This is a genomic window from Chitinophaga barathri (assembly GCF_003807585.1).
GTDB classification, from domain to species: domain Bacteria; phylum Bacteroidota; class Bacteroidia; order Chitinophagales; family Chitinophagaceae; genus Chitinophaga; species Chitinophaga barathri.
This window is the reverse complement of the sequence record NZ_RMBX01000002.1, coordinates 483,906-502,622: the sequence shown is the minus strand read 5'-3', so window position 1 is coordinate 502,622 and position 18,717 is coordinate 483,906. Positions and strand designations below refer to the sequence as shown.

Genomic DNA, 18,717 nt, shown 5'->3' with positions numbered 1-18,717 from the left:
CACCAGCGGGCACTGGCAAAGGGAAACCCTTATGGCGTAAGCATCAGCCGCTCTATCTCCTTTGTCAGCGTTTTCTTTTCAGACACGGATTTAGTTAGGGTCACGGCTTTCTGGTAATGTTTGATGGCTTTGCCGGTATCAATGCCGGTGTATAAATAACCCAGCAGGGAATGATAATAATTAATATCCTCCAGCGTCAGTTTCTCCGCCTCCTGTATGCCCTGCGTTTTCCCGTAAACCCTGGCAAACGCGAAGGTCCGGTTCAACGCGGTGATGGGCGAATATTCCAGGATGACGAGCTGGTTGTACAGCTGTAAGATATGTTCCCATTTATTGTCATCCGTGGGCGTGGTATGCCAGTAAGCGATGGCCGCTTCCAGGTGGTATTTGGAAACCTCATTTCCGGAGCAGGCGTTGATGAGATAATAATTCCCCTTTTCGATCAGTTCCCTGCTCCACAGGTGTTTATCCTGCTGTTCGAATAACACAGCCTCCCCTGTATGATCTTCCCGGGCATCCAGCCTTGAGCTTTGAAAACATATTAAAGCCAGCAGCGCATTGGCTTTTGCCGTACTGGTGAGTTTGTTTTCGGTTAAGATAAGCGCCAGCCGCATGGCTTCCGAACAGAGGTCTTTCCGTATCAGGTGATTGCCGGAGCTGGAAGCATATCCTTCGTTGAACAACAGGTAGATAGTCCGTAATACCGTATCCAGCCGGGACTGTATCGTTTCCGCCTGCAATTGCCTGATCTGGAAATTATCATTCCGCAGGTTCGCCCTTGCCCGGGCCAGCCTTTTTTTAATGGTTTCCGTTTTGGAAAGGAACGCTGCGGCTATTTCTTCCACGCTGAATCCGCACAGTATTTGCAGCGCCAGGCAGATCTGGGCTTCGGTGGAATTGGCCGGGTTGCAGACGGCAAAGATCATGGCCAGCTGGCTGTCCGTGATGGTTTGTAGCGTGAAATCAACCTCCTGTTCCGCCTGTAATTCACCTGTTCCCAAAGCGGTTTTGATCTGCGTCTCGAACAACGTATGGCGTTTCAGGTAATCTTTCGTGCTGTTTTTCGCAACGGTGTAAAGCCAGGCGGTCGGGTTAGGAGGGATGCCCTGGCTGCTCCACAGCTCGGTTGCCTTTAAGAAGGTATCGCTCACGATGTCTTCAGCTATCTCGATATTTTGCAGGCCAAAATGACGGCTTAATACAGCCGTCATTTTGACGTACTCCTGCCTGAACAGGTGCGGCAACAACGGGTGATGCTGTGCAACAGGATCTTCCATCGGCCTTATCCTTTTTCTTCCGGCGTTAAAATGGCCCTGACTTCAATATTGCCGCCCATTTTAAGAATAGGATTCTTTTGGGCAATATCCACCGCTTCTTCGATAGTGGCGGTTTTTACGATCACGTAACCCAGGATGAACTCTTTGATTTCCGTGTAGGGCCCGTCTGTTACGACGTCATCAGGCCGTACGGTTTTCGCGATACTGCCGGACAGCCTGTTTCCCTTGTCCACCAGTTTGTTCTGTGCGGCAATGCCCGCCATCCAGTTCAGCCTTTCCTGCAGCTGCTCGGGTGAGGGTGCGGGATGGGACGTATCGCTGTTTCTGAAGATCAATAAGAACTCTCTCATCGGTAATAATTTTTGGTTTCGTAATCATAACGATTAGAAATGGAGGACGGGGACAAAGGGGGCGGATTTTTATTTTAGATATATTTTATTGGAAGGGAGAATCGCTGCCGGAATAAACATTGATCTTGCCCGTTTCCTTTTCCAGGCTGAAGTATACGAGCCATGCATATTTTTTATCAACGATATAAAAATCCCCATTACAAAGGCTAGCCAATGTTGTAAGTGGCTTTATCCCGCAATCATATAGGTAGTATTTCCCGTTTATATCATTGCCCTGAACAACAACCATCCAGTAATTGGCTGTAGACGGAAGCTTCGATAGGTAGTCAACAAGTTCGCCGCGCCCGATTCCTCCCAGCTTGGTTTTCCCGCGAATGTTTTCCGCCCAGTTGCGGAACGGCCCGGAGTGAGCCCTGATGATAAATTTCCGCTCAATTTCCTTACTGATGGCCACCCATTGTGTGAAAGGTACACTGAATTCAGACGGGGCATATTGTTGTTTCAGTAAATCGATCTTTTCTTCCCAGTACATACGCTTAAAATAATCCCTACGAAAATAATTCAAAAAAACTTCCCTCAACCCTTGACCCTAACCCTACGTCATACCCTACCTTTGTTCCGTAATCAAAAACAGGCACCCAGGTATGGCACAATATGCGGTGAAAAAACTGGCTGAAATGGCTGGTGTAAGCGTGCGCACGCTTCATCACTACGACAGGATCGGTTTGTTGCAGCCCTCCGTGCGCACGGAGGTGGGTTACCGGCTGTATGGCGAAAAAGAGCTGCTGCGGCTCCAGCAGATACTTTTCTACAAGGAAATGGACTTTGAGCTGAAGACCATCGCCGAACTGCTCGATGATCCGGATTTTGATATGGTAAAGGCCCTCCTGGACCATAAAAAAAATCTGCTGCAAAAAAAAGAACGCATCCGGACGCTGCTGGAAACGCTTGACAAAACAATTGATCACCTCAAAAACAAACACACAATGAACCACGAAGATCTATATAAAGGCCTGCCCAAAGAACAGGCGCAGGCCTGGCGCAAGGAGGCGCAGGAACGCTGGCCGGACCAGGTGAAACATTCCGAGGAACAGCTGCTGAAAATGAGCCCGGAGGAGTTTGAAACCCTTAAGGCCAATTTCAGCGCCAACGGGCAGCAGCTCGTATCCATGGCGGACAAAGACCCGCATAGCCCGGAAGTACAACGGCTGATAGCAGACCATTACCATTTTATCCTGCAATTCTGGGGCAAACCCGGCTCGCCCATAGAGGCATACAAGGGCTTGGGTGACCTCTACGCCTCCGATGAAAGGTACACCGCCGCAAACGGTACGCCGAACCCGGCATTCGGGCAGTTTATGCAAAAGGCCATGCATTATTTTGCGGATAACTGTTAGCAACAAAAGGCCCGGAACATTCCTGGCCTTTTGTATATCAGTATTATTCGGACAATTGCAGCACATTCGCTCCAGGCGGATCTTCCATCTTCCTTTCCAGTGTTTTATCATGCACTGTCACAAGTATCTCCACAGAGCCAGTGCCGACGGTAGCGCCCAGCATATGTCCGCCCCAGGCTTTGAACTCCCTGTCCGTCACCACTCCATGTGCATGGATGGACACCTTGCCCTTTTGCCAGGCGATGGACCCGCGCATACTGGCCAGTTCCACATTGTTGAACTCTTTCGGTTCGTATTCTTTTGTGTCAAAATTAAAGAAGCCGAACCGGGCGTTCACAAACCCCATCCCCGCAAAGTTCGCGGAAGGAATCTTTTCTCTCACGGCCAGCGATTCGATCTGAGCAAGCACATCGTCCCCCTGCCGCAATACCATCAGGTAACCCGCAGGCACTTTGATGTAACGGGTGGTGGTGTCCATAACATTGGTTTGTGCGTGAGCCTGCCTGGCGGTAAACAGACAGGTGAATAATATGAGATAGACCGTCTTCATATAAAAGAGCTTGATTCCCTTTTACACCACATTTGCCATGCCAGAATAACAACTGCAACAGAAGCAGCTAATGGAGGATGAGATTGATCACGAAACCAGTACAGATAATGCCCATGGTATAGATAAAAAGTACCCAGATCGTTGCGATGTTCCTCTTGAGATGGAATTTGCTCCCATCCATCCGCAGTCCGAAGAAGATAAAACCGGTGTAAATAAAACTCAGCAGCATGGTAGATGCATAGTACCAGGCAAATATCCCCGTTTTCCGGAAGGCTGAGCCAATGCTGTTTTTTGTCCGCGTTATCCATTTGCCGGCTTTTTTACCGGTCACGGGAGCCGGGGGAATTCCAGCCAGGCGGATATGTTTTAGTTTCTTATGGACGCGCAGCTGTTTGGATATGTTTTCTATCGCATATACCTTGTTCGACAGGAAATATAACCTCCGCCAGTTTAGCAACGAAAAGGCTGCAAAGAAAAATACGATCCAAAGGAAGATCCTGCTTTTTTTATAACCGAAATCCCACCATAGTTTGCCGGCATAATAACTGAGGGTATTGTACCAGCCGGGATCAAATTCCAGCAGCATAAATTTCCTGTATTCCATATCAAGTTTCGCATAGCTCTTCGAGTTATTTTCTTCCTTGAATTTCAGCAGCATCGAATTGTACAGGTTCTCCTTTCTCACCAGCCCCCCGGGCGTTCCCCGCCATGCACTGTCCGGGAAGGGCGGGAGCATGCCCGCCTGTTCCACTACGCCAAGTGTTATGAAATCGGCGTCATCCATTGATGGAGCGCTGCTGCTGTCCAGGAAGCGGAGTTTTAAAAATTCGGTCAGTTCGAATGATAGTTCCTTTGTCTTATTTTCTACAGTCGGATCATAAAAAATAGAGGCCAATTTAAAATCCCTGTAATCGAAAAGTATCTTATTTAAGGATGTTTTATCAAGGTAGATATAACAATCCCGGTTCCGTTGCGAAAAGTCAATGGTGGAATCGAGGCCCAGGTCGGTTGGATCAAGAATTGCCATGTTTCGGAGGTCTACAGTTCCGGTATCACTGATGGTTGTATTGGACAAGTCTATCAGGTATGGATATGTAGTGGTGGTCACTTCCAGGCTATTGATGGAACTGTGTGTCAATAAAAGCGCAGAAGAATCTTTTTTGAAGAACGAGTTATGGATCTTGAGATGCTGAATGTCTGAGGCATCGAAGTTCAATATCTTTGAGAAGTGGCATCGATAGATCAGGCCGTCCTCAGGGGACTTTTCCCCGGCTTTTTTCCTGTTTATCCCGCATTTGGCCAGCGAAAGATTTTGAGAAAACCATGAATTGGTGATCCTGAAACTGGATTGAAATTTACAGTTCCAGAAACCAAAATCCCTAAAGCATCTCACAGAAAAAATCTTTGCATGTCCCTGTATTTTGTCGCTCAGGCTACGAAAGGTTTTGTGAAAAATACAGCCCGTAATTTCTATCTGGTTAAAAAGATTGTTGTAGAAATAGATGTCATCCTTAAACCCGGATTGCAATGCCATAAAGGACTTCATAAACACATTCTGCCGAAGTGAAAATTCTTTCGAAAATTCAGTGATGGCCGAAAGGTCAAGCTTATCAGTGTCTGGTGTGCCTAGCCGGAAATTATCGTCAAAAATGTTTCGGTAGAACTCGATTTTTTTGTTGAAATGACCAAGGATGTAAACAGGTTGTTCAAAATAGCAGTACCTGAATTCAATCTCTCTATTTAATTCGTCACCCAGAATTATGACCCGCTTGGTAAAATGAAGCTTTTGAAAAATGATTTTTGACGTATCACCCCTCTTCGAAGTGTTGATCAGGAGGGTGTCATTTATAATTAGAGAATCGACACCAAAAAGGAGATTGCATGGCCGGCCATCAATGGTGGCCCTCTGAAAATAGTCGTTTGCCTGCTCTGGTAGCGTTCCTGGAATAGCCAGCTCCCTTATCAGAAAGGCGTTCAGGGAATCGGTCACCGCATCCAGCTGCTTGTACGGAATGGTGCGGTCCGCATGCTGGCTGTAACAAGGGAACGCGATAATGCCCATAAGGACCGCCAGGAGAAGGGATTTCAGCATGTGGATCTGATTTGTGGTTAGATATCGGGATAAGCACCGCAAAAGCGCTCATTCTGCGCCAATGATAGCCCCTAATTTACACAATACTATCCTAATGCCCGATACCAGGCATCCAGAATTAACACCAACAAATAAGAGCAGTTACAACGAAGACCCCCTCCTGATCAGCTCAGACGGTATCACCATATCCAGCCCGGACGGATCGGTATGTTTTTTCTCCAGCAGTTTCAGCAATGTGGCCGCAGCGGCTTTGCCCATCTCAAACGCCGGTTGGGTAACGGTAGTAAGTGAAGGATAGAGCATGGCGGCGATGCCCAGGTTGGAAAAACATACCAGCTTCACATCGGCGGGCATGCTGAGCTGCAATTCCGCGCAGGCCTGGTAAACGGATGTGGCCAGTTTTTCCACGGAAGCCAGGATGCCGTCCGGCCTGCCGTGCTGCCGCAGCAGGTCCGTGACAAGGGTATGATTGTCCTCCGGGGAGGAAGAGCAGTATACTTCCCGGAAGGGCAGTCCTTTTTCCTCCATCGCTTTGCGGTAACCCGCCATGCGGTCGTTGCTGATGGACAGTTGGCTGGACACGCCCAGGAAAGCGATGTTCCGGCAACCCTGTTCTATAAGGTGAGCGGTGGCATTGTAACCGCTCTGGAAATCGTCCGTTACGATGCGGGCGGCCGCTACGCCGTTCAGTGCGCGGTCAAAAAAAACAACGGGCACCTCTTTGGCGATCAGCTCCTGGATATGCCCGCCGCTGGCCGTTTCACTGGATACGGACATCAGCACCCCGTCCACCCGGCCGCTCTGGAACTCTTTCAGGATGGCCTGCTCGTGCTCGTAATTTTCGTGCGTGAGGCAAATGAGCACATGATATCCCTTTCCTTTGGCCACACTCTCAATACCGTTGATGGCCTGCGAAAAAAAGCTGTCCGCCACTTCGGGAATCACGATGGCGATATTCCTGCTTTTTTTGCCACGCAAACTACTGGCGTAAGGATTGGGCGTATAATTCAGTTTGGCGGCCAGCTCCAGCACACGGTGTTTCGTTTCATCACTGATCTCGTAACTGTCCCGAAGGGCTTTCGAGATGGTGGAAACGGAAAGGTTCAGTTCCTGCGCCAGCGCCTTGATATTGATCTGTTTCATTGGTTGATAAGTCCTTACGATGCTAAATTAGCCCTAAATACCGGTATTCCAGCGAAACCGGTTTCGTAAATAAAGCGGTGGCGTGATATGAAAATCCTCAAAAATGACCGAAATTATAGTGTTCAACTAATCACTTAATTTACAAAATACTTGCCATGGCAACAATTCAAAATTCATCATTTACCGCTAAGGAGATTAACCCGCTCAACAGCCTCGATGAATGGGAAGACGCCGTACTGGAACGTTATCCTGACCCGGATAGCATTGCCACCGATAAATCCACGGATGAATACAGGAACTATGATTCCCCCCAGAGAGACACCGTTAAAGAATTTTACCGCCTCAATCACACGTATCAAACCTACGAGTTTGTTCAGCAGAAAAGAGCGGACTACCTGAAATTTGACAAAAAGGAAATGCCCGTCTGGCAGGCCTTCGACTTCCTGAACCAGCTCGTGGATGACTCAGACCCTGATACGGACCTGGACCAGTTCCAGCACCTCCTCCAGACCTCCGAAGCCATCCGCAGGGACGGCCACCCGGACTGGATGGTGCTCGTGGGCCTCATGCACGACATGGGCAAGGTACTCTGCCTCTTCGGTGAACCGCAATGGGCCGTAGTGGGCGATACCTTCCCTGTAGGCGTTCAATATTCAGATAAAGTTGTGTACCCGGAGTTCTTCAAAAACAACCCCGATTACAACAACCCCGAGTACCAGACGCCCACCGGCGTGTACAAGGAAGGTTGCGGCCTGCGGAACGTGGATATGTCCTGGGGCCACGACGAATACGTATACCAGATGCTGAAGGGCCGTATCCCCGAGCAGGGCCTCTACATGCTTCGTTACCATTCCTTTTATGCCTGGCACCGCGAAGGCGCCTACAGCCAGCTGCTGGACGATCATGACCGCGAAATGCTGCACTGGGTAAAACTCTTCAACCCTTACGACCTTTATTCCAAAAATCCCACACCCCCGGATTGGAAAGTGCTCAGGCCTTATTATGAGGACCTGGTGGCCAAATACCTCCCGTCTACGTTAAAATTCTAATACTTCATTTGATACTTCAGCGAAGTACGCTCCAACTTCAGTAATTTCCCGCAGAGAAACGCTCATGTGAAGCCCTCTGCGGGAAATCTTTTACTAACCTAACCTTCTGATTCCACACATGAACAAACTGCATCTCGCTGACTACATCGTCTTTTTCATTTATTTTATCTCTGTTGCAGCCTACGGGTATTACGTTTATCACAAAAAGAAATCCGCCACCACGGACTCCAAGGATTTTTTCCTGGCGGAAGGTTCGCTCACCTGGTGGGCCATCGGGGCCTCGCTGATCGCATCCAATATCTCCGCGGAACATTTTATCGGCATGTCCGGCTCAGGCTTCGCCCTGGGGCTGGCCATTTCCACCTACGAATGGATGGCCGCCGCCACGCTCATTATCGTGGCCGTCGTGTTTATCCCCCTGTACCTGAAGAACAAGATCTACACCATGCCGCAGTTCCTCGCCAAACGTTACAACGACAAGGTGAGCACCGTCATGGCCGTTTTCTGGCTGCTGGTGTATGTATTTGTGAACCTCACGTCCATTATCTACCTCGGCGCGCTGGCCATCGCTTCCATTTCCACTATTTCTTTTGAATGGTGTATTGCGGGGCTGAGCGTCTTTGCCGTGCTGGTCACGCTGGGAGGCATGAAAGTGATCGGTTATACGGATGTGGTGCAGGTACTGGTGCTCATCCTCGGCGGGCTGGTCACCACTTATCTCGCGCTGGACCTGCTCGCGGACCGTTTCGGATACGACGGCGATATCTGGAAAGGGTTGGGAGTGTTGAGAAAAGAAGCGCCAGAGCATTTTCACATGATATTCGATAAAAGCAATCCTTATTATAAAGACCTCCCCGGCCTGTCTGTACTGATCGGCGGCATGTGGATCAACAACCTGGCCTATTGGGGCTGCAACCAGTATATCACGCAGCGCGCGCTGGGCGCGGACCTGAAGACGGCCCGCAACGGCATTTTGTTCGCTGCTTTCCTGAAGCTGCTGGTGCCGGTGATAGCCGTTTTGCCGGGCATCGTAATGTTTGTACTGCACAAAAACGGCATGTTCCAGGAAGAAATGATGGGGGTAGTGGACGGTGTGAAAAAAGTAAAACCGGATCATGCTTATCCCACCCTCATGAACCTGCTGCCGCCCGGCCTGAAAGGGGTCGCCTTCGCCGCACTCACGGCGGCTATTGTGGCTTCGCTGGCGGGTAAGGCGAACAGTATTTCCACGATCTTTTCGCTGGATATCTACAAGAAGTTCTTTAATAAAAACGCTTCCGAAAAACAACTGGTGAGCGTAGGGAAATACGCGGTGATCATTGCGATGCTGATCGCTGCGATCGTGACGCCCGCCCTCAAATCGCTGGACCAGGCGTACCAGTTCATACAGGAATATGTAGGATTCATTTCCCCGGGCGTACTGGCTATTTTCCTGATGGGTTTTTTCTGGAAACGCACCACCGCGGGAGCGGCGCTTACCGGCGCTTTGCTCACCATCCCGATCTCGACGGTGCTCAAATTCCTGCCTGTATGGACGGGAGGCTGGTTCCCGGACTTTCCTTTCCTGGACCGTATGTCCATCACCTTTGGGCTTATCCTGGGCGTAATGATCGTGATCAGCCTGATGAAGCCGAAGTCGGAGGAAGCGTCGCCGATCGAGATAGACAAGTCGCTGTTCCGCGTATCGCCTTCTTTTGTGGTGATGTCCGTGATCATCTGCGGGATATTGACGGCGCTGTATACGGTGTTTTGGTAAAAGTGCGTAGAATAAACCCTCTAATCTCCGCAATATAAGCGGAGATTATCTTGCCAGTCCACAATCATATGGCTTAATCTTCTGTATTTCCCACTATTTACGGTTATTGTGATCGGATTAATTACTTGGTTATCAATGGTATAATGCTTCATTTTGTAAATCCAAAGGTTGCCTTTATAGTTTCAATGGCGCCCAAGGAGAAATATTGTTGTTTTTTATAACTTATGCGGAGAATAACCCCCTTAATCTACGCATAAGATGCGTAGATTAACTTGCCAATGCGGAGAATAAGGTGTATATTCGACGCATAAAGTGCGAAGAATGTACATCCATCAATTAAAGAGCTGGCCGGATTTTCAATGGGATATTGAACAAATAACTCTCCTTTTAGCGAATGTCCGGCATCGTCAGGGACGACTTTTAGGCCGCATGGAAAGCCTGGGTTTCCAATTACAGGAACTGGCAACGCTTAAAACCCTGACAATGGATGTCGTGAAATCCAGCGAGATCGAAGGTGAAATATTAGATACTGCTCAGGTTCGTTCTTCCATCGCGCAACGTTTAGGCATTGAGATAGGAGGACTTGTCCCCATCGACAGAAATGTTGAAGGCATTGTTGAAATGATGCTCGATGCTACACAACAATATAAAGCTATCCTGACAGACAATCGTCTTTTCGGATGGCATGCTTCGTTATTTCCGGTAGGCGGTAACAGGATACATAAGTTCATTTCCGGAGCGTGGCGAAATAATAGTAAAAGCAATCCAATGCAGGTTGTTTCCGGTGTCCTGGGGCGGGAGAAAGTACATTTTCAGGCGCCGGATTCTGATAAGCTCAAAAATGAAATGGAGAAATTCCTGCAATGGTTCAATTCACATGAAGTTATCGATCCGGTATTAAAAGCAGCTATCGCCCATCTATGGTTTATTACGATACATCCGTTTAGTGACGGTAATGGGCGCATTGCACGTGCAATTACGGATATGCAGTTGGCTCGTGCTGATGGGAGTCCGCACCGTTTTTACAGCATGTCCGCACAGATCAGAACAGAGCGTCATCGTTATTATGATATTCTGGAAGAAACACAAAAAGGTACGCTCGATATAACGGCCTGGATTATATGGTTCCTCGAATGTTTGGATCGTGCCGTGAGTGCGACAGATATAACGCTTGGCGCAGTAATAAAAAAGGCGAGGTTATGGGAAAGCCCGTTAACGCAGGCAGTAAATGACCGGCAGAAACTTATGCTCAATAAATTACTTGACGGATTTACCGGCAAACTTACTTCTTCCAAATGGGCTGTCATTACCAAGACCTCCCAGGATACAGCGATACGTGATATCCAGGATTTGATCGGACGAGGGCTTTTACGCAAAGAAGATGCAGGGGGAAGAAGCACAAGTTATGTCCTGAGCGAATAAGAAAATCCTACCCCTCCACCTTCCTGTCCGCGTGCCCGAGGCTTTTGCCCGGGTTCACCAGGTCGCGCACACGCTGTTTCAGTTCCTTCACTTCGGGAAAATGCCCGTCCCGTTTACGGTCGAAAATGATCTGGTCATTCAGGGATACTTGATAACTTCCGGCTATTTCGGAAGGGCGCAGCGTAACCCCGCTCAGGTCCTCTTCAAAAGTGGTCAGTAATTCCTGCGCCATATAGGCCGCGCGCAGCAGCCAGCCGCATTTTGGGCAATAAGAAATGGTAACTCCCGGTTTCATATCCGTAAATGTACGCCTGTTCGCGTTTGTTTGCTTCCCGGCCAGAAAAAACGTTACAAAAAAGTTAAATCACGCATTTATTTATGTATCTTTTGTACGGATAAGATACCCAAATAGAACTGAAATTCTGCTGATTGTCTGTTTAACTCAAAAGAGAGCATGCTTGTGTAGTAAAGCATTTGAGAGCCGACGGCCTATCAACCAAAATGTACCAAAATCAAATATGCGCTCATGCAATTAAAGGTTTACGCCTGTGATGCCGGGAAGCGGCGCCGAAAGCTCCCGGTCTTGTTTATCCTGTTACTGTTCGCAGCCTTTACACCTGCCTACACCTTTGGATCGGAAACCACGGCTTTTCAGGACTCAGTGCCCAGCTCCCAGATCAGGGGACGGGTTATGGACGCGGAAGAAAAAATCGCACTCCCCGGAGTTACCGTAGAAAATCTCGTCAACCGCAAAGGCATCCTCACCGATGCCAACGGCAATTTTGTGTTGGCAGGCCGCATGGGGGACAGCATTCGTTTTTCCTACATTGGCAAAAGGGTACAGGTAGCCATCTACCGCGGCCAGCCGATCAATATCCAGCTCGCTTCGCTGGGCGGAGTGCTCTCCGAAGTGGTAGTGACCGGCTTCCAGGACCTGGACAAACGGAAATTCTCCGGGGCCGCCACCACCCTCAAAGGCGATGAAGTGAAAATAGACGGCCTGGCAGACGTGAGCCGTATGCTGGAAGGCCGTGCCGCCGGCGTGTCCGTACAGAACGTTTCCAGCGCATTCGGCGCCGCTCCAAAGCTCCGCATCAGGGGCGCCACTTCCATCCACGGGGACAATAAACCGCTGTGGGTGGTAGACGGTGTGGTGCTGGAAGAGATCATCAACATTTCGAACGACCAGCTTTCCAGCGGCGATCCTACCACTTTGCTGGGCTCCGCGGTAGCCGGCCTGAACGCCAACGATATTGAATCTTTCGCGATATTAAAAGACGCCGCCGCCACCGCCCTTTACGGCGCAAGGGCCATGAACGGCGTAGTGGTGATCACCACCAAAAAAGGCCGGGTGGGCAAACCCCTCGTGTCTTACACCGGCAACTTCAGCACCCAGCTGAAACCTTCCTACGCGGATTACAGCATCATGAACTCCTCGCAGCAAATGTCCGTACTGGCCGAACTGGAAAGAAAAGGTTCCCTGGAGCCGAATATCCTGGACCGCGCTGATTACGGCGTGTACGGAAAAATGTATGATCTTTTCACGCAGGTGGACGCCAACGGCAATTTTATCCTGCCGAACACACCTGAAAGCAAAGCCGCTTTCCTGAAAAGGTACGCCGCCGCCAATACGGACTGGTACGACCTGCTCTTCAATAACAGTTTTATACAGGAACATTCCCTGAGCATTTCTTTCGGTACGGATAAATCCCAGTCTTATTTCTCCACCAGTTATTATGGGGACAATGGCTGGACCGTGGCGGACCGTGTGAGCCGCTACACGCTCAACTTCCGCAACAACTACAATTTTTCGGACCGCCTCAGCGTAGGTTTCTCCACGCTCGCTTCCGTAAGGCAGCAAAGAGCCCCCGGCTCGCTCAGCCGGCAGGAGAACCCCGTAGAAGGACAGTTCGACCGTGACTTCGACATCAACCCTTTCAGCTACGCCCTCAACGCCAGCCGCACCCTTACGGCCTACGACGAAAACGGCGACCGTGAATATTTCCGCCGCAACTTTGCGCCCTTTAATATCCTCACCGAGCTGGAGAACAATTATCTGAATATCAACGTGGCGGACCTCCGCCTGCAGGGCGACCTGAAATACAAGATCACTCCCGCGCTCACCTTTGAATTTGTAGGGGCGCTGCGGTATGTGAAGTCCAGCATGGAACACCAGATCACGGAAAGGGCCAATATGGCCAACGCTTACCGTGCGGATGGCAATTCCACCATCCGGCAGAATAACCGCTTCCTTTACCGCGACCCGGAGAACCCGGAAGCGGAGCCGATTGTAGTGTTGCCCTACGGCGGTTTTTATAACAGGACGGAAGACCAGCTGGTGAGCTACGATTTCAGGAACAGCCTCAACTACATAAAAACATTCAATAACCTGCACGCCGTGAACCTCCTGGCCGGTATGCAGGTAAAATCCGCTGACCGCCAGCAGGCCAGCAATACCGGTTTTGGTTACCAGTACGACAATGGCGGCATACCGTTCGTGGATTACCGCATCGTGAAGCAAACCATCGAGAGCAATTTCCCGTATTATGGTATGAGCAAGGACTACGACCGGTTTGTGGCGTTCTACGGCTCCGCCGGCTATACTTTCAAACAGCGCTACAACTTCACCGGTACGGTCCGCTACGACGGTTCCAACAGGCTGGGGAAAAGCACCACCGCCCGCTGGCTGCCCACCTGGAGCCTTGCCGCTTCCTGGAATGCGGACAGGGAACCGTTCATACAGAACCTGACGTGGATAGATTACCTCACCGTGAGAGCTTCTTACGGCCTCACCGCGAGTATGGGCCCAGCTACCAATTCAAGCATCGTGCTGCGTAATATCAATACCACCCGGCCTTTCTTTACAGAAGTGGAATCCGTGATCAGGCTTGCCAACCTGGAGAACTCGGAGCTTACCTGGGAAAAGGCCTACACTGCGAACGCAGGGCTGGACCTGGGCCTGTTCAAAAACAAGCTGAACATCACCATGGATGGATATTACCGCCAGAGCTTCGACCTGATCAGCATCATCCGTACCTCCGGCATCGGCGGCGAGTCCGAAAAAGCAGCCAACTATGCGGATATGGAATCATGGGGCGCCGAACTGATGGTAGGCGGGCCGGTGATCACCCGCAGGGACTGGGGCTGGAAAACCAACTTCACTTTCGGGTACAACGAAAACCAGATCACCAACGACCGAAGCCGTCCGCAGATATTTAATATGGTACAGGCCGAAGGCGGCAACCGCCAGGGTTACCCGGCGCGCAGCCTCTTCTCCCTCGAGTTCAAAGGACTGGACCCGCGCAGGGGCGACCCGCTGTTCACCAACGAAAAAGGAGAGACCGGCAGCGGCGTATACCTGCAGGACAGGGATATCAGCCACCTCGTATACCAGGGCCCCGTGGATCCTATCGTAACCGGCGGCTGGTCCAACACTTTTAATTACAAAAGTTTTTCGCTGAACGTCTTCGTGACCGCCCAGGGCGGCAACAAGATCCGGCTGTATGAAGCGTTCAAAACCTCTTATACGGACCTGGATGCCGCTCCCAAGGAATTCCTGAACCGCTGGCTGTTGCCGGGCGATGAAAAGGTGACCAATGTGCCTTCCATCCTGGGCGCCCTGGAGCAATCCACCCTCAATGGAGAATATCCTTACAACAACTATAACTATTCCACCGAAAGGGTGGCCAGCGGCGCATTTGTGCGGCTGAAAACCGTATCGCTCACGTACAATTTCCAGCCCGCGTTGCTCAACAGGATCGGGCTGAACAGCGCGAGCGTGGCGGGGGCGGCCATCAATCCCTGGCTGATCTATTCGGACAAAAAGCTGAGAGGGCAGGACCCGGAGTTCTTCAACTCCGGCGGTGTGGCGCTGCCTGTACAGAAACAATTCACCCTCACCCTCAAAGTGGGCATTTAATTGTACCAACATGAAAAGACTGCTGATATATACAAGTGTTTTTCTCGCGTTCACTGCCGCCGGTTGTAAAAAGTACCTGGAGCAGCCGCCGGACATGCGGGCGGAACTGAATACGCCCGAACAGGTGAGCCGACTGCTGGGCACCGCTTACCCCCAGGCGAATTACATGGCCTTCACCGAAGGCTCCTCAGATAACGTGGCGGACAAAAGAAGCGGCACTATCGAAAATACCAATACGGATCCCTTCCAGTTCCGCGACGTAAGAGATGACCAGGAAGACTCCCCCGAGTATTACTGGAATGCCTGCTACGCGGCCATCGCGGCGGCAAACCTCGCTATCCAGGCCTGCGACAAAGCGCCCGACCCGGAGAATTACCGCTCGCAGAAAGGCGAAGCCCTGGTGGCAAGAGCGTACGCGCATTTTATGCTGGTCACTTTTTTCTCTGAAACCTACGATCCCGCCACCGCAGCCACCAGCCCGGGCATTCCTTATGTGACCGAGCCGGAGAACGTGGTGATCAAACAATACGAGCGCAAAACCGTGGCATATGTATATGAAATGATCGAAAATGATCTGCTCATGGGCATGCCGATGCTGGACAACAACCGTTACTCCGTGCCCGCGTACCACTTTACCACCACGGCCGCTTATGCCTTTGCTTCCCGCTTTTACCTCTTCAAACAGGACTGGACAAAAGCGGTGACATACGCCACCCTCGTATTCCCGGACAACAACATCACTCCTATGCTGCGCCCCTGGAACACCCGGTATATGACCATCACTTACCTGGAGCTGTTCTCCATCTATGCCAAAGCCACCGAACCGGCAAACCTGCTGCTGGTGGAAACGCCTTCGGTATATGGCCGTTATTATTTCAATTTCCGTTATGCCATGAATCCCGCGAAACGCAATGAAATCCTGTCGGACAACGTAACCGGAGGAGAATGGGCTTTCTGGAACCAGTCCTATTCCTCAGGAAGTACGGAAAACCAGCTGATCCCGAAAGTGAATGAATATTTCGTGCGCTCCACCGTAAATGCGGGCATTGGCACGGCTTACGTGATGGTGCCGCTGTTCACCGCGGAAGAAGTATTGTTCAATCGCGCGGAAGCTTATACTTACCTGAACAATACGGGAGCTGCTATTGAGGATCTGAACACCTATGCAGCCACGCGCATCAGCAGTTATAATGCAGGCGCGCATGGCATCACACCATCAAGGGTCCGCAACTTTTATGGTACGAATAACCTGCAAACCGCGCTGATACGCACCATCCTTGATTTTAAACGCGCCGAATATGTGCAGGAAGGCATGCGCTGGTTCGATATACTCCGTTACCGCATCCCCGTTTCCCATACGGTGGTGGGCGGCGGCACCTTCAACCTCACGGGCAACGACCCGCGCAGGCTGTTCCAGATACCGTCTTCCGCCGCTATTTCAGGGGTGCAGGGCAACCCGCGTTAACACAGGACAAAAACTTTAAAAGCACAATCATGCATATGAAGCATTCTACAATATTGATCTTCCTCTTCTCATGCTGCATCATGGCCGCCTGCAGGAGAGACGATGCGCTGGATGATGTGAACGACATCCCCGGCCTCGGCGGAGATACCTGGGTGCCCGGCCCCATAGACGTGTGGATCAAAGACAGTCTTACCACACCGCTGAACGTAGCCGTGAAATACAAATGGGACCAGGGCGAGCTGGACTTTACCCACACCCTGGTGCCGCCCAAAGAAGAAAAGATCATTCCCGTGCTGAGCACCATCCGCCAGGCCTGGCTTAAACCTTATGAAGCCGAAGCCGGCGCGCTGTTCCTGAAAAGATATGTGCCCAAACATTTTGTGCTGGTAGGAAGCGCCAGTTATAATACGGATGGTACCATCACCCTGGGTACCGCGGAAGGCGGCCGTAAAATTGTGCTGTATGTTTTAAATGACTTCCGCACCAAGGCCATGGCAGGTTATGTGCCCAGTGATTCTTTCAACGTCAAACAAATGTTCCATACCATCGAACATGAGTTCGGGCATATCCTGCACCAGAATATACTTTACCCGCAGGAATTCAAAAGGATATCGGTGGGCATGTACACGTCCAACTGGAACAACGTATCCGAAGCGAACGCACGGGCAGACGGATTTGTGACAGCCTACGCCATGAGCGCACCGGACGAAGACTTCGTGGAAATGATCGCTACGATGCTGGTGGAAGGCAAACAGGGTTTTGATGACCTGGTGAACGGTATTACCAACCCCGGCCCGAACGGTACCACGCCCGAGCAGGCAAAGGCAAAACTGCGGCAGAAAGAAGCCATCGTCGTGAAATATTTCGCGGAAGCATGGAAGATCAATTTCTATAGCCTCCAGGCACGTACCAGGACCGCCATAGACGGATTGACACGGTAATTATCCCATTTCGGACCAACATGAATCAGATGAAACGAGTTCTATCATATCTCTTACTGGCATTACTGGCGTTCTCTTCCTGCCGTAAGGACAATAATGACTCCGTGTTTTCCGGCACTACGGACGAGCGGATCAACAAAGTGCTTGGCGACTACCAGGCCGCCCTTGCCGGCGCCCAGTACGGCTGGAATGCCCGGCTCGAAACGGCTGCCGGCAGTGTCTATAATTTTCACTTCAGCTTCAACGATGCGAACCGCGTGCTGATGTACGGCGATATAGACACACTCACCGCCTCCGAGCGCAAAGAAAGCAGCTATCGCCTCAAGGCGCTGCAGCAGCCCGCGCTGCTCTTCGATACCTATTCCTATATCCACATCCTCGCGGACCCGGACGGTGGGGTGAACGGCGGTGAATATGGCGAAGGCCTGCACTCCGATTTCGAGTTTTCACTGGATTCCCTCGCGGCGGACAGCATCAAACTCACCGGCCGTTTCAAGGGCAGCAAAATGGTGCTGAAAAGGGCCAGCCAGCAGGATTTACAGATGTGGCAAAACGGGCAGTGGAAAAATGTGCTGCTGTTTGAAGACCTCGGCTCCCGCATCCTCAATTATTTCAAACGGCTCAACTACGGCGGCACACAATACGAGATACAGGTGAACGGTGTGGAAAGAACGGTCACCTTTACCTGGAAAGACGCAGGCGGAGCCGCGCACCAGCATACCACCGGTTATATTGTGAACGGTACCGGCATCCAGCTCACCACCCCGCTGGTGGACGGCGCGAACACCATCAGTTCTTTCTCGAACTTCAGCTGGAATACCGGCACCTCCTCCTTCACCATGAACGTGAACGGCACTACGCCATCCGCCATCGTAGGCGCTATCGCTCCCGTGGTGGTGGACCTGGAAGGCCCCCGCCGCTGGTGGAACTTTATGGCGCAGCAGGATGGTTATTGGGCTACGGTCAACGGCTTCCATGTGAACGGGGTGGATGACGCCTTTGGCCTGCGCGGTATTCCCGATTTTATGTTCCTCGTTTTCTGGCCCCGCTTTGGGACCGATGCCGGTGTTACATACGACCTTGCCGGATGGGTGCACAATCTGGGTGGGACGCCTACCATTATGTTCGGCGCGGCATTTGAACCGCCGCAGTTCTCCACGAACGGCAGGGTAGTGTTCCCCTATTACGGCACACTGGGCGAAGTGCCCCCGGAGGCGGAAGACCCGTACGTGAATACGGCCGTCCAGTTCATAGACCCCCTGGGATATTACCTGGTACAAACCAGCGCAAGCACTTACGACATGGTGAGCGTAAGGGACGCCAAAGCCTGGATCACCTGGGAATATTAATACGACA

15 protein-coding genes are annotated in these 18,717 nt (G+C 51.0%); 8 read left to right on the top strand and 7 right to left on the bottom strand.

The annotated features are described in order from the left end of the window. Positions 1 to 29: 29 nt before the first annotated feature. The 3 genes from EG028_RS05170 to EG028_RS05160 all read right to left on the bottom strand — a co-directional run bounded on the left by EG028_RS05170 (position 30) and on the right by EG028_RS05160 (position 2,159). On the bottom strand, positions 30 to 1,277 hold the full coding sequence (locus tag EG028_RS05170) for an RNA polymerase sigma factor (protein ID WP_120515274.1): 1,248 nt from the start codon (positions 1,275 to 1,277) through the stop codon (positions 30 to 32). A 5-nt stretch (positions 1,278 to 1,282) separates the two neighbouring features. Further along, on the bottom strand, positions 1,283 to 1,627 hold the full coding sequence (locus EG028_RS05165) for a YciI family protein (protein WP_120515275.1): 345 nt from the start codon (positions 1,625 to 1,627) through the stop codon (positions 1,283 to 1,285). A gap of 85 nt (positions 1,628 to 1,712) precedes the next feature. Next, a complete protein-coding gene (locus EG028_RS05160; protein WP_120515276.1) occupies positions 1,713 to 2,159 on the bottom strand; it encodes a DUF6756 family protein in 447 nt (148 codons plus the stop codon). Positions 2,160 to 2,271: 112 nt separating this feature from the next. On the opposite strand from EG028_RS05160, the gene EG028_RS05155 reads away from it, so the two are divergent. Continuing rightward, positions 2,272 to 3,024, top strand: a complete 753-nt coding sequence (locus tag EG028_RS05155) for a MerR family transcriptional regulator (protein ID WP_120515277.1) — start codon at positions 2,272 to 2,274, stop codon at positions 3,022 to 3,024. A gap of 43 nt (positions 3,025 to 3,067) precedes the next feature. Here EG028_RS05155 and EG028_RS05150 read toward each other — a convergent pair whose 3' ends face one another. The 3 genes from EG028_RS05150 to EG028_RS05140 all read right to left on the bottom strand — a co-directional run bounded on the left by EG028_RS05150 (position 3,068) and on the right by EG028_RS05140 (position 6,809). Then, positions 3,068 to 3,574 (bottom strand): PPC domain-containing DNA-binding protein, encoded by a 507-nt coding sequence (locus tag EG028_RS05150; RefSeq protein WP_120515278.1) that lies wholly within the window; start codon positions 3,572 to 3,574, stop codon positions 3,068 to 3,070. A gap of 67 nt (positions 3,575 to 3,641) precedes the next feature. Beyond that, entirely contained in the window at positions 3,642 to 5,564 is a 1,923-nt protein-coding gene (locus tag EG028_RS05145; RefSeq protein WP_221198096.1) for a hypothetical protein, read from the bottom strand. 243 nt (positions 5,565 to 5,807) lie between these two features. After that, on the bottom strand, positions 5,808 to 6,809 hold the full coding sequence (locus EG028_RS05140; RefSeq protein ID WP_120515280.1) for a LacI family DNA-binding transcriptional regulator: 1,002 nt from the start codon (positions 6,807 to 6,809) through the stop codon (positions 5,808 to 5,810). Positions 6,810 to 6,964: 155 nt separating this feature from the next. Here EG028_RS05140 and EG028_RS05135 point away from each other — a divergent pair, with 155 nt between their 5' ends. The 3 genes from EG028_RS05135 to EG028_RS05125 all read left to right on the top strand — a co-directional run bounded on the left by EG028_RS05135 (position 6,965) and on the right by EG028_RS05125 (position 11,036). Beyond that, positions 6,965 to 7,858: an inositol oxygenase family protein gene (locus EG028_RS05135; protein WP_120515281.1), complete on the top strand. Its 894-nt coding sequence runs from the start codon at positions 6,965 to 6,967 to the stop codon at positions 7,856 to 7,858. Between the two features lie 118 nt (positions 7,859 to 7,976). Beyond that, positions 7,977 to 9,614, top strand: a complete 1,638-nt coding sequence (locus EG028_RS05130; protein WP_120515282.1) for a sodium/sugar symporter — start codon at positions 7,977 to 7,979, stop codon at positions 9,612 to 9,614. A gap of 321 nt (positions 9,615 to 9,935) precedes the next feature. Beyond that, positions 9,936 to 11,036, top strand: a complete 1,101-nt coding sequence (locus EG028_RS05125; RefSeq protein ID WP_120515283.1) for a Fic family protein — start codon at positions 9,936 to 9,938, stop codon at positions 11,034 to 11,036. 7 nt (positions 11,037 to 11,043) lie between these two features. Here EG028_RS05125 and EG028_RS05120 read toward each other — a convergent pair whose 3' ends face one another. After that, positions 11,044 to 11,331: a SelT/SelW/SelH family protein gene (locus EG028_RS05120; protein ID WP_120515284.1), complete on the bottom strand. Its 288-nt coding sequence runs from the start codon at positions 11,329 to 11,331 to the stop codon at positions 11,044 to 11,046. 231 nt (positions 11,332 to 11,562) lie between these two features. Between EG028_RS05120 and EG028_RS05115 the strand changes: the two genes are divergently transcribed. From EG028_RS05115 to EG028_RS05100, 4 genes are read left to right on the top strand one after another with little or no spacing between them, the layout of a single operon-like run. Further along, positions 11,563 to 14,955 carry a SusC/RagA family TonB-linked outer membrane protein gene (locus tag EG028_RS05115; RefSeq protein ID WP_120515285.1) on the top strand — a complete coding sequence of 1,131 codons (3,393 nt, stop codon included), beginning with the start codon at positions 11,563 to 11,565 and terminating at the stop codon, positions 14,953 to 14,955. Between the two features lie 10 nt (positions 14,956 to 14,965). Further along, the gene (locus tag EG028_RS05110; protein ID WP_120515286.1) at positions 14,966 to 16,420 is read left to right on the top strand and encodes a RagB/SusD family nutrient uptake outer membrane protein; all 1,455 of its coding nucleotides are present in this window, start codon (positions 14,966 to 14,968) and stop codon (positions 16,418 to 16,420) included. A 35-nt stretch (positions 16,421 to 16,455) separates the two neighbouring features. Further along, entirely contained in the window at positions 16,456 to 17,361 is a 906-nt protein-coding gene (locus EG028_RS05105; protein WP_120515287.1) for a zinc-binding metallopeptidase, read from the top strand. A 29-nt stretch (positions 17,362 to 17,390) separates the two neighbouring features. Then, positions 17,391 to 18,710, top strand: coding sequence for a DUF4302 domain-containing protein (locus EG028_RS05100; protein WP_162946285.1), 1,320 nt, complete (start codon positions 17,391 to 17,393; stop codon positions 18,708 to 18,710). The last annotated feature ends 7 nt before the right edge of the window (positions 18,711 to 18,717 follow it).

What these genes read in the sequence shown, in the direction of transcription:
- EG028_RS05120 (WP_120515284.1), bottom strand. Translation starts at nt 11,331, where the DNA reads ATGAAACCGGGAGTTACCATTTCTTATTGCCCAAAATGCGGCTGGCTG.
- EG028_RS05110 (WP_120515286.1), top strand. Translation starts at nt 14,966, where the DNA reads ATGAAAAGACTGCTGATATATACAAGTGTTTTTCTCGCGTTCACTGCC.
- EG028_RS05105 (WP_120515287.1), top strand. Translation starts at nt 16,456, where the DNA reads ATGAAGCATTCTACAATATTGATCTTCCTCTTCTCATGCTGCATCATG.
- EG028_RS05130 (WP_120515282.1), top strand. Translation starts at nt 7,977, where the DNA reads ATGAACAAACTGCATCTCGCTGACTACATCGTCTTTTTCATTTATTTT.
- EG028_RS05135 (WP_120515281.1), top strand. Translation starts at nt 6,965, where the DNA reads ATGGCAACAATTCAAAATTCATCATTTACCGCTAAGGAGATTAACCCG.
- EG028_RS05100 (WP_162946285.1), top strand. Translation starts at nt 17,391, where the DNA reads ATGAAACGAGTTCTATCATATCTCTTACTGGCATTACTGGCGTTCTCT.
- EG028_RS05115 (WP_120515285.1), top strand. Translation starts at nt 11,563, where the DNA reads ATGCAATTAAAGGTTTACGCCTGTGATGCCGGGAAGCGGCGCCGAAAG.
- EG028_RS05165 (WP_120515275.1), bottom strand. Translation starts at nt 1,627, where the DNA reads ATGAGAGAGTTCTTATTGATCTTCAGAAACAGCGATACGTCCCATCCC.
- EG028_RS05125 (WP_120515283.1), top strand. Translation starts at nt 9,936, where the DNA reads ATGTACATCCATCAATTAAAGAGCTGGCCGGATTTTCAATGGGATATT.
- EG028_RS05155 (WP_120515277.1), top strand. Translation starts at nt 2,272, where the DNA reads ATGGCACAATATGCGGTGAAAAAACTGGCTGAAATGGCTGGTGTAAGC.
- EG028_RS05170 (WP_120515274.1), bottom strand. Translation starts at nt 1,277, where the DNA reads ATGGAAGATCCTGTTGCACAGCATCACCCGTTGTTGCCGCACCTGTTC.
- EG028_RS05150 (WP_120515278.1), bottom strand. Translation starts at nt 3,574, where the DNA reads ATGAAGACGGTCTATCTCATATTATTCACCTGTCTGTTTACCGCCAGG.
- EG028_RS05160 (WP_120515276.1), bottom strand. Translation starts at nt 2,159, where the DNA reads ATGTACTGGGAAGAAAAGATCGATTTACTGAAACAACAATATGCCCCG.
- EG028_RS05140 (WP_120515280.1), bottom strand. Translation starts at nt 6,809, where the DNA reads ATGAAACAGATCAATATCAAGGCGCTGGCGCAGGAACTGAACCTTTCC.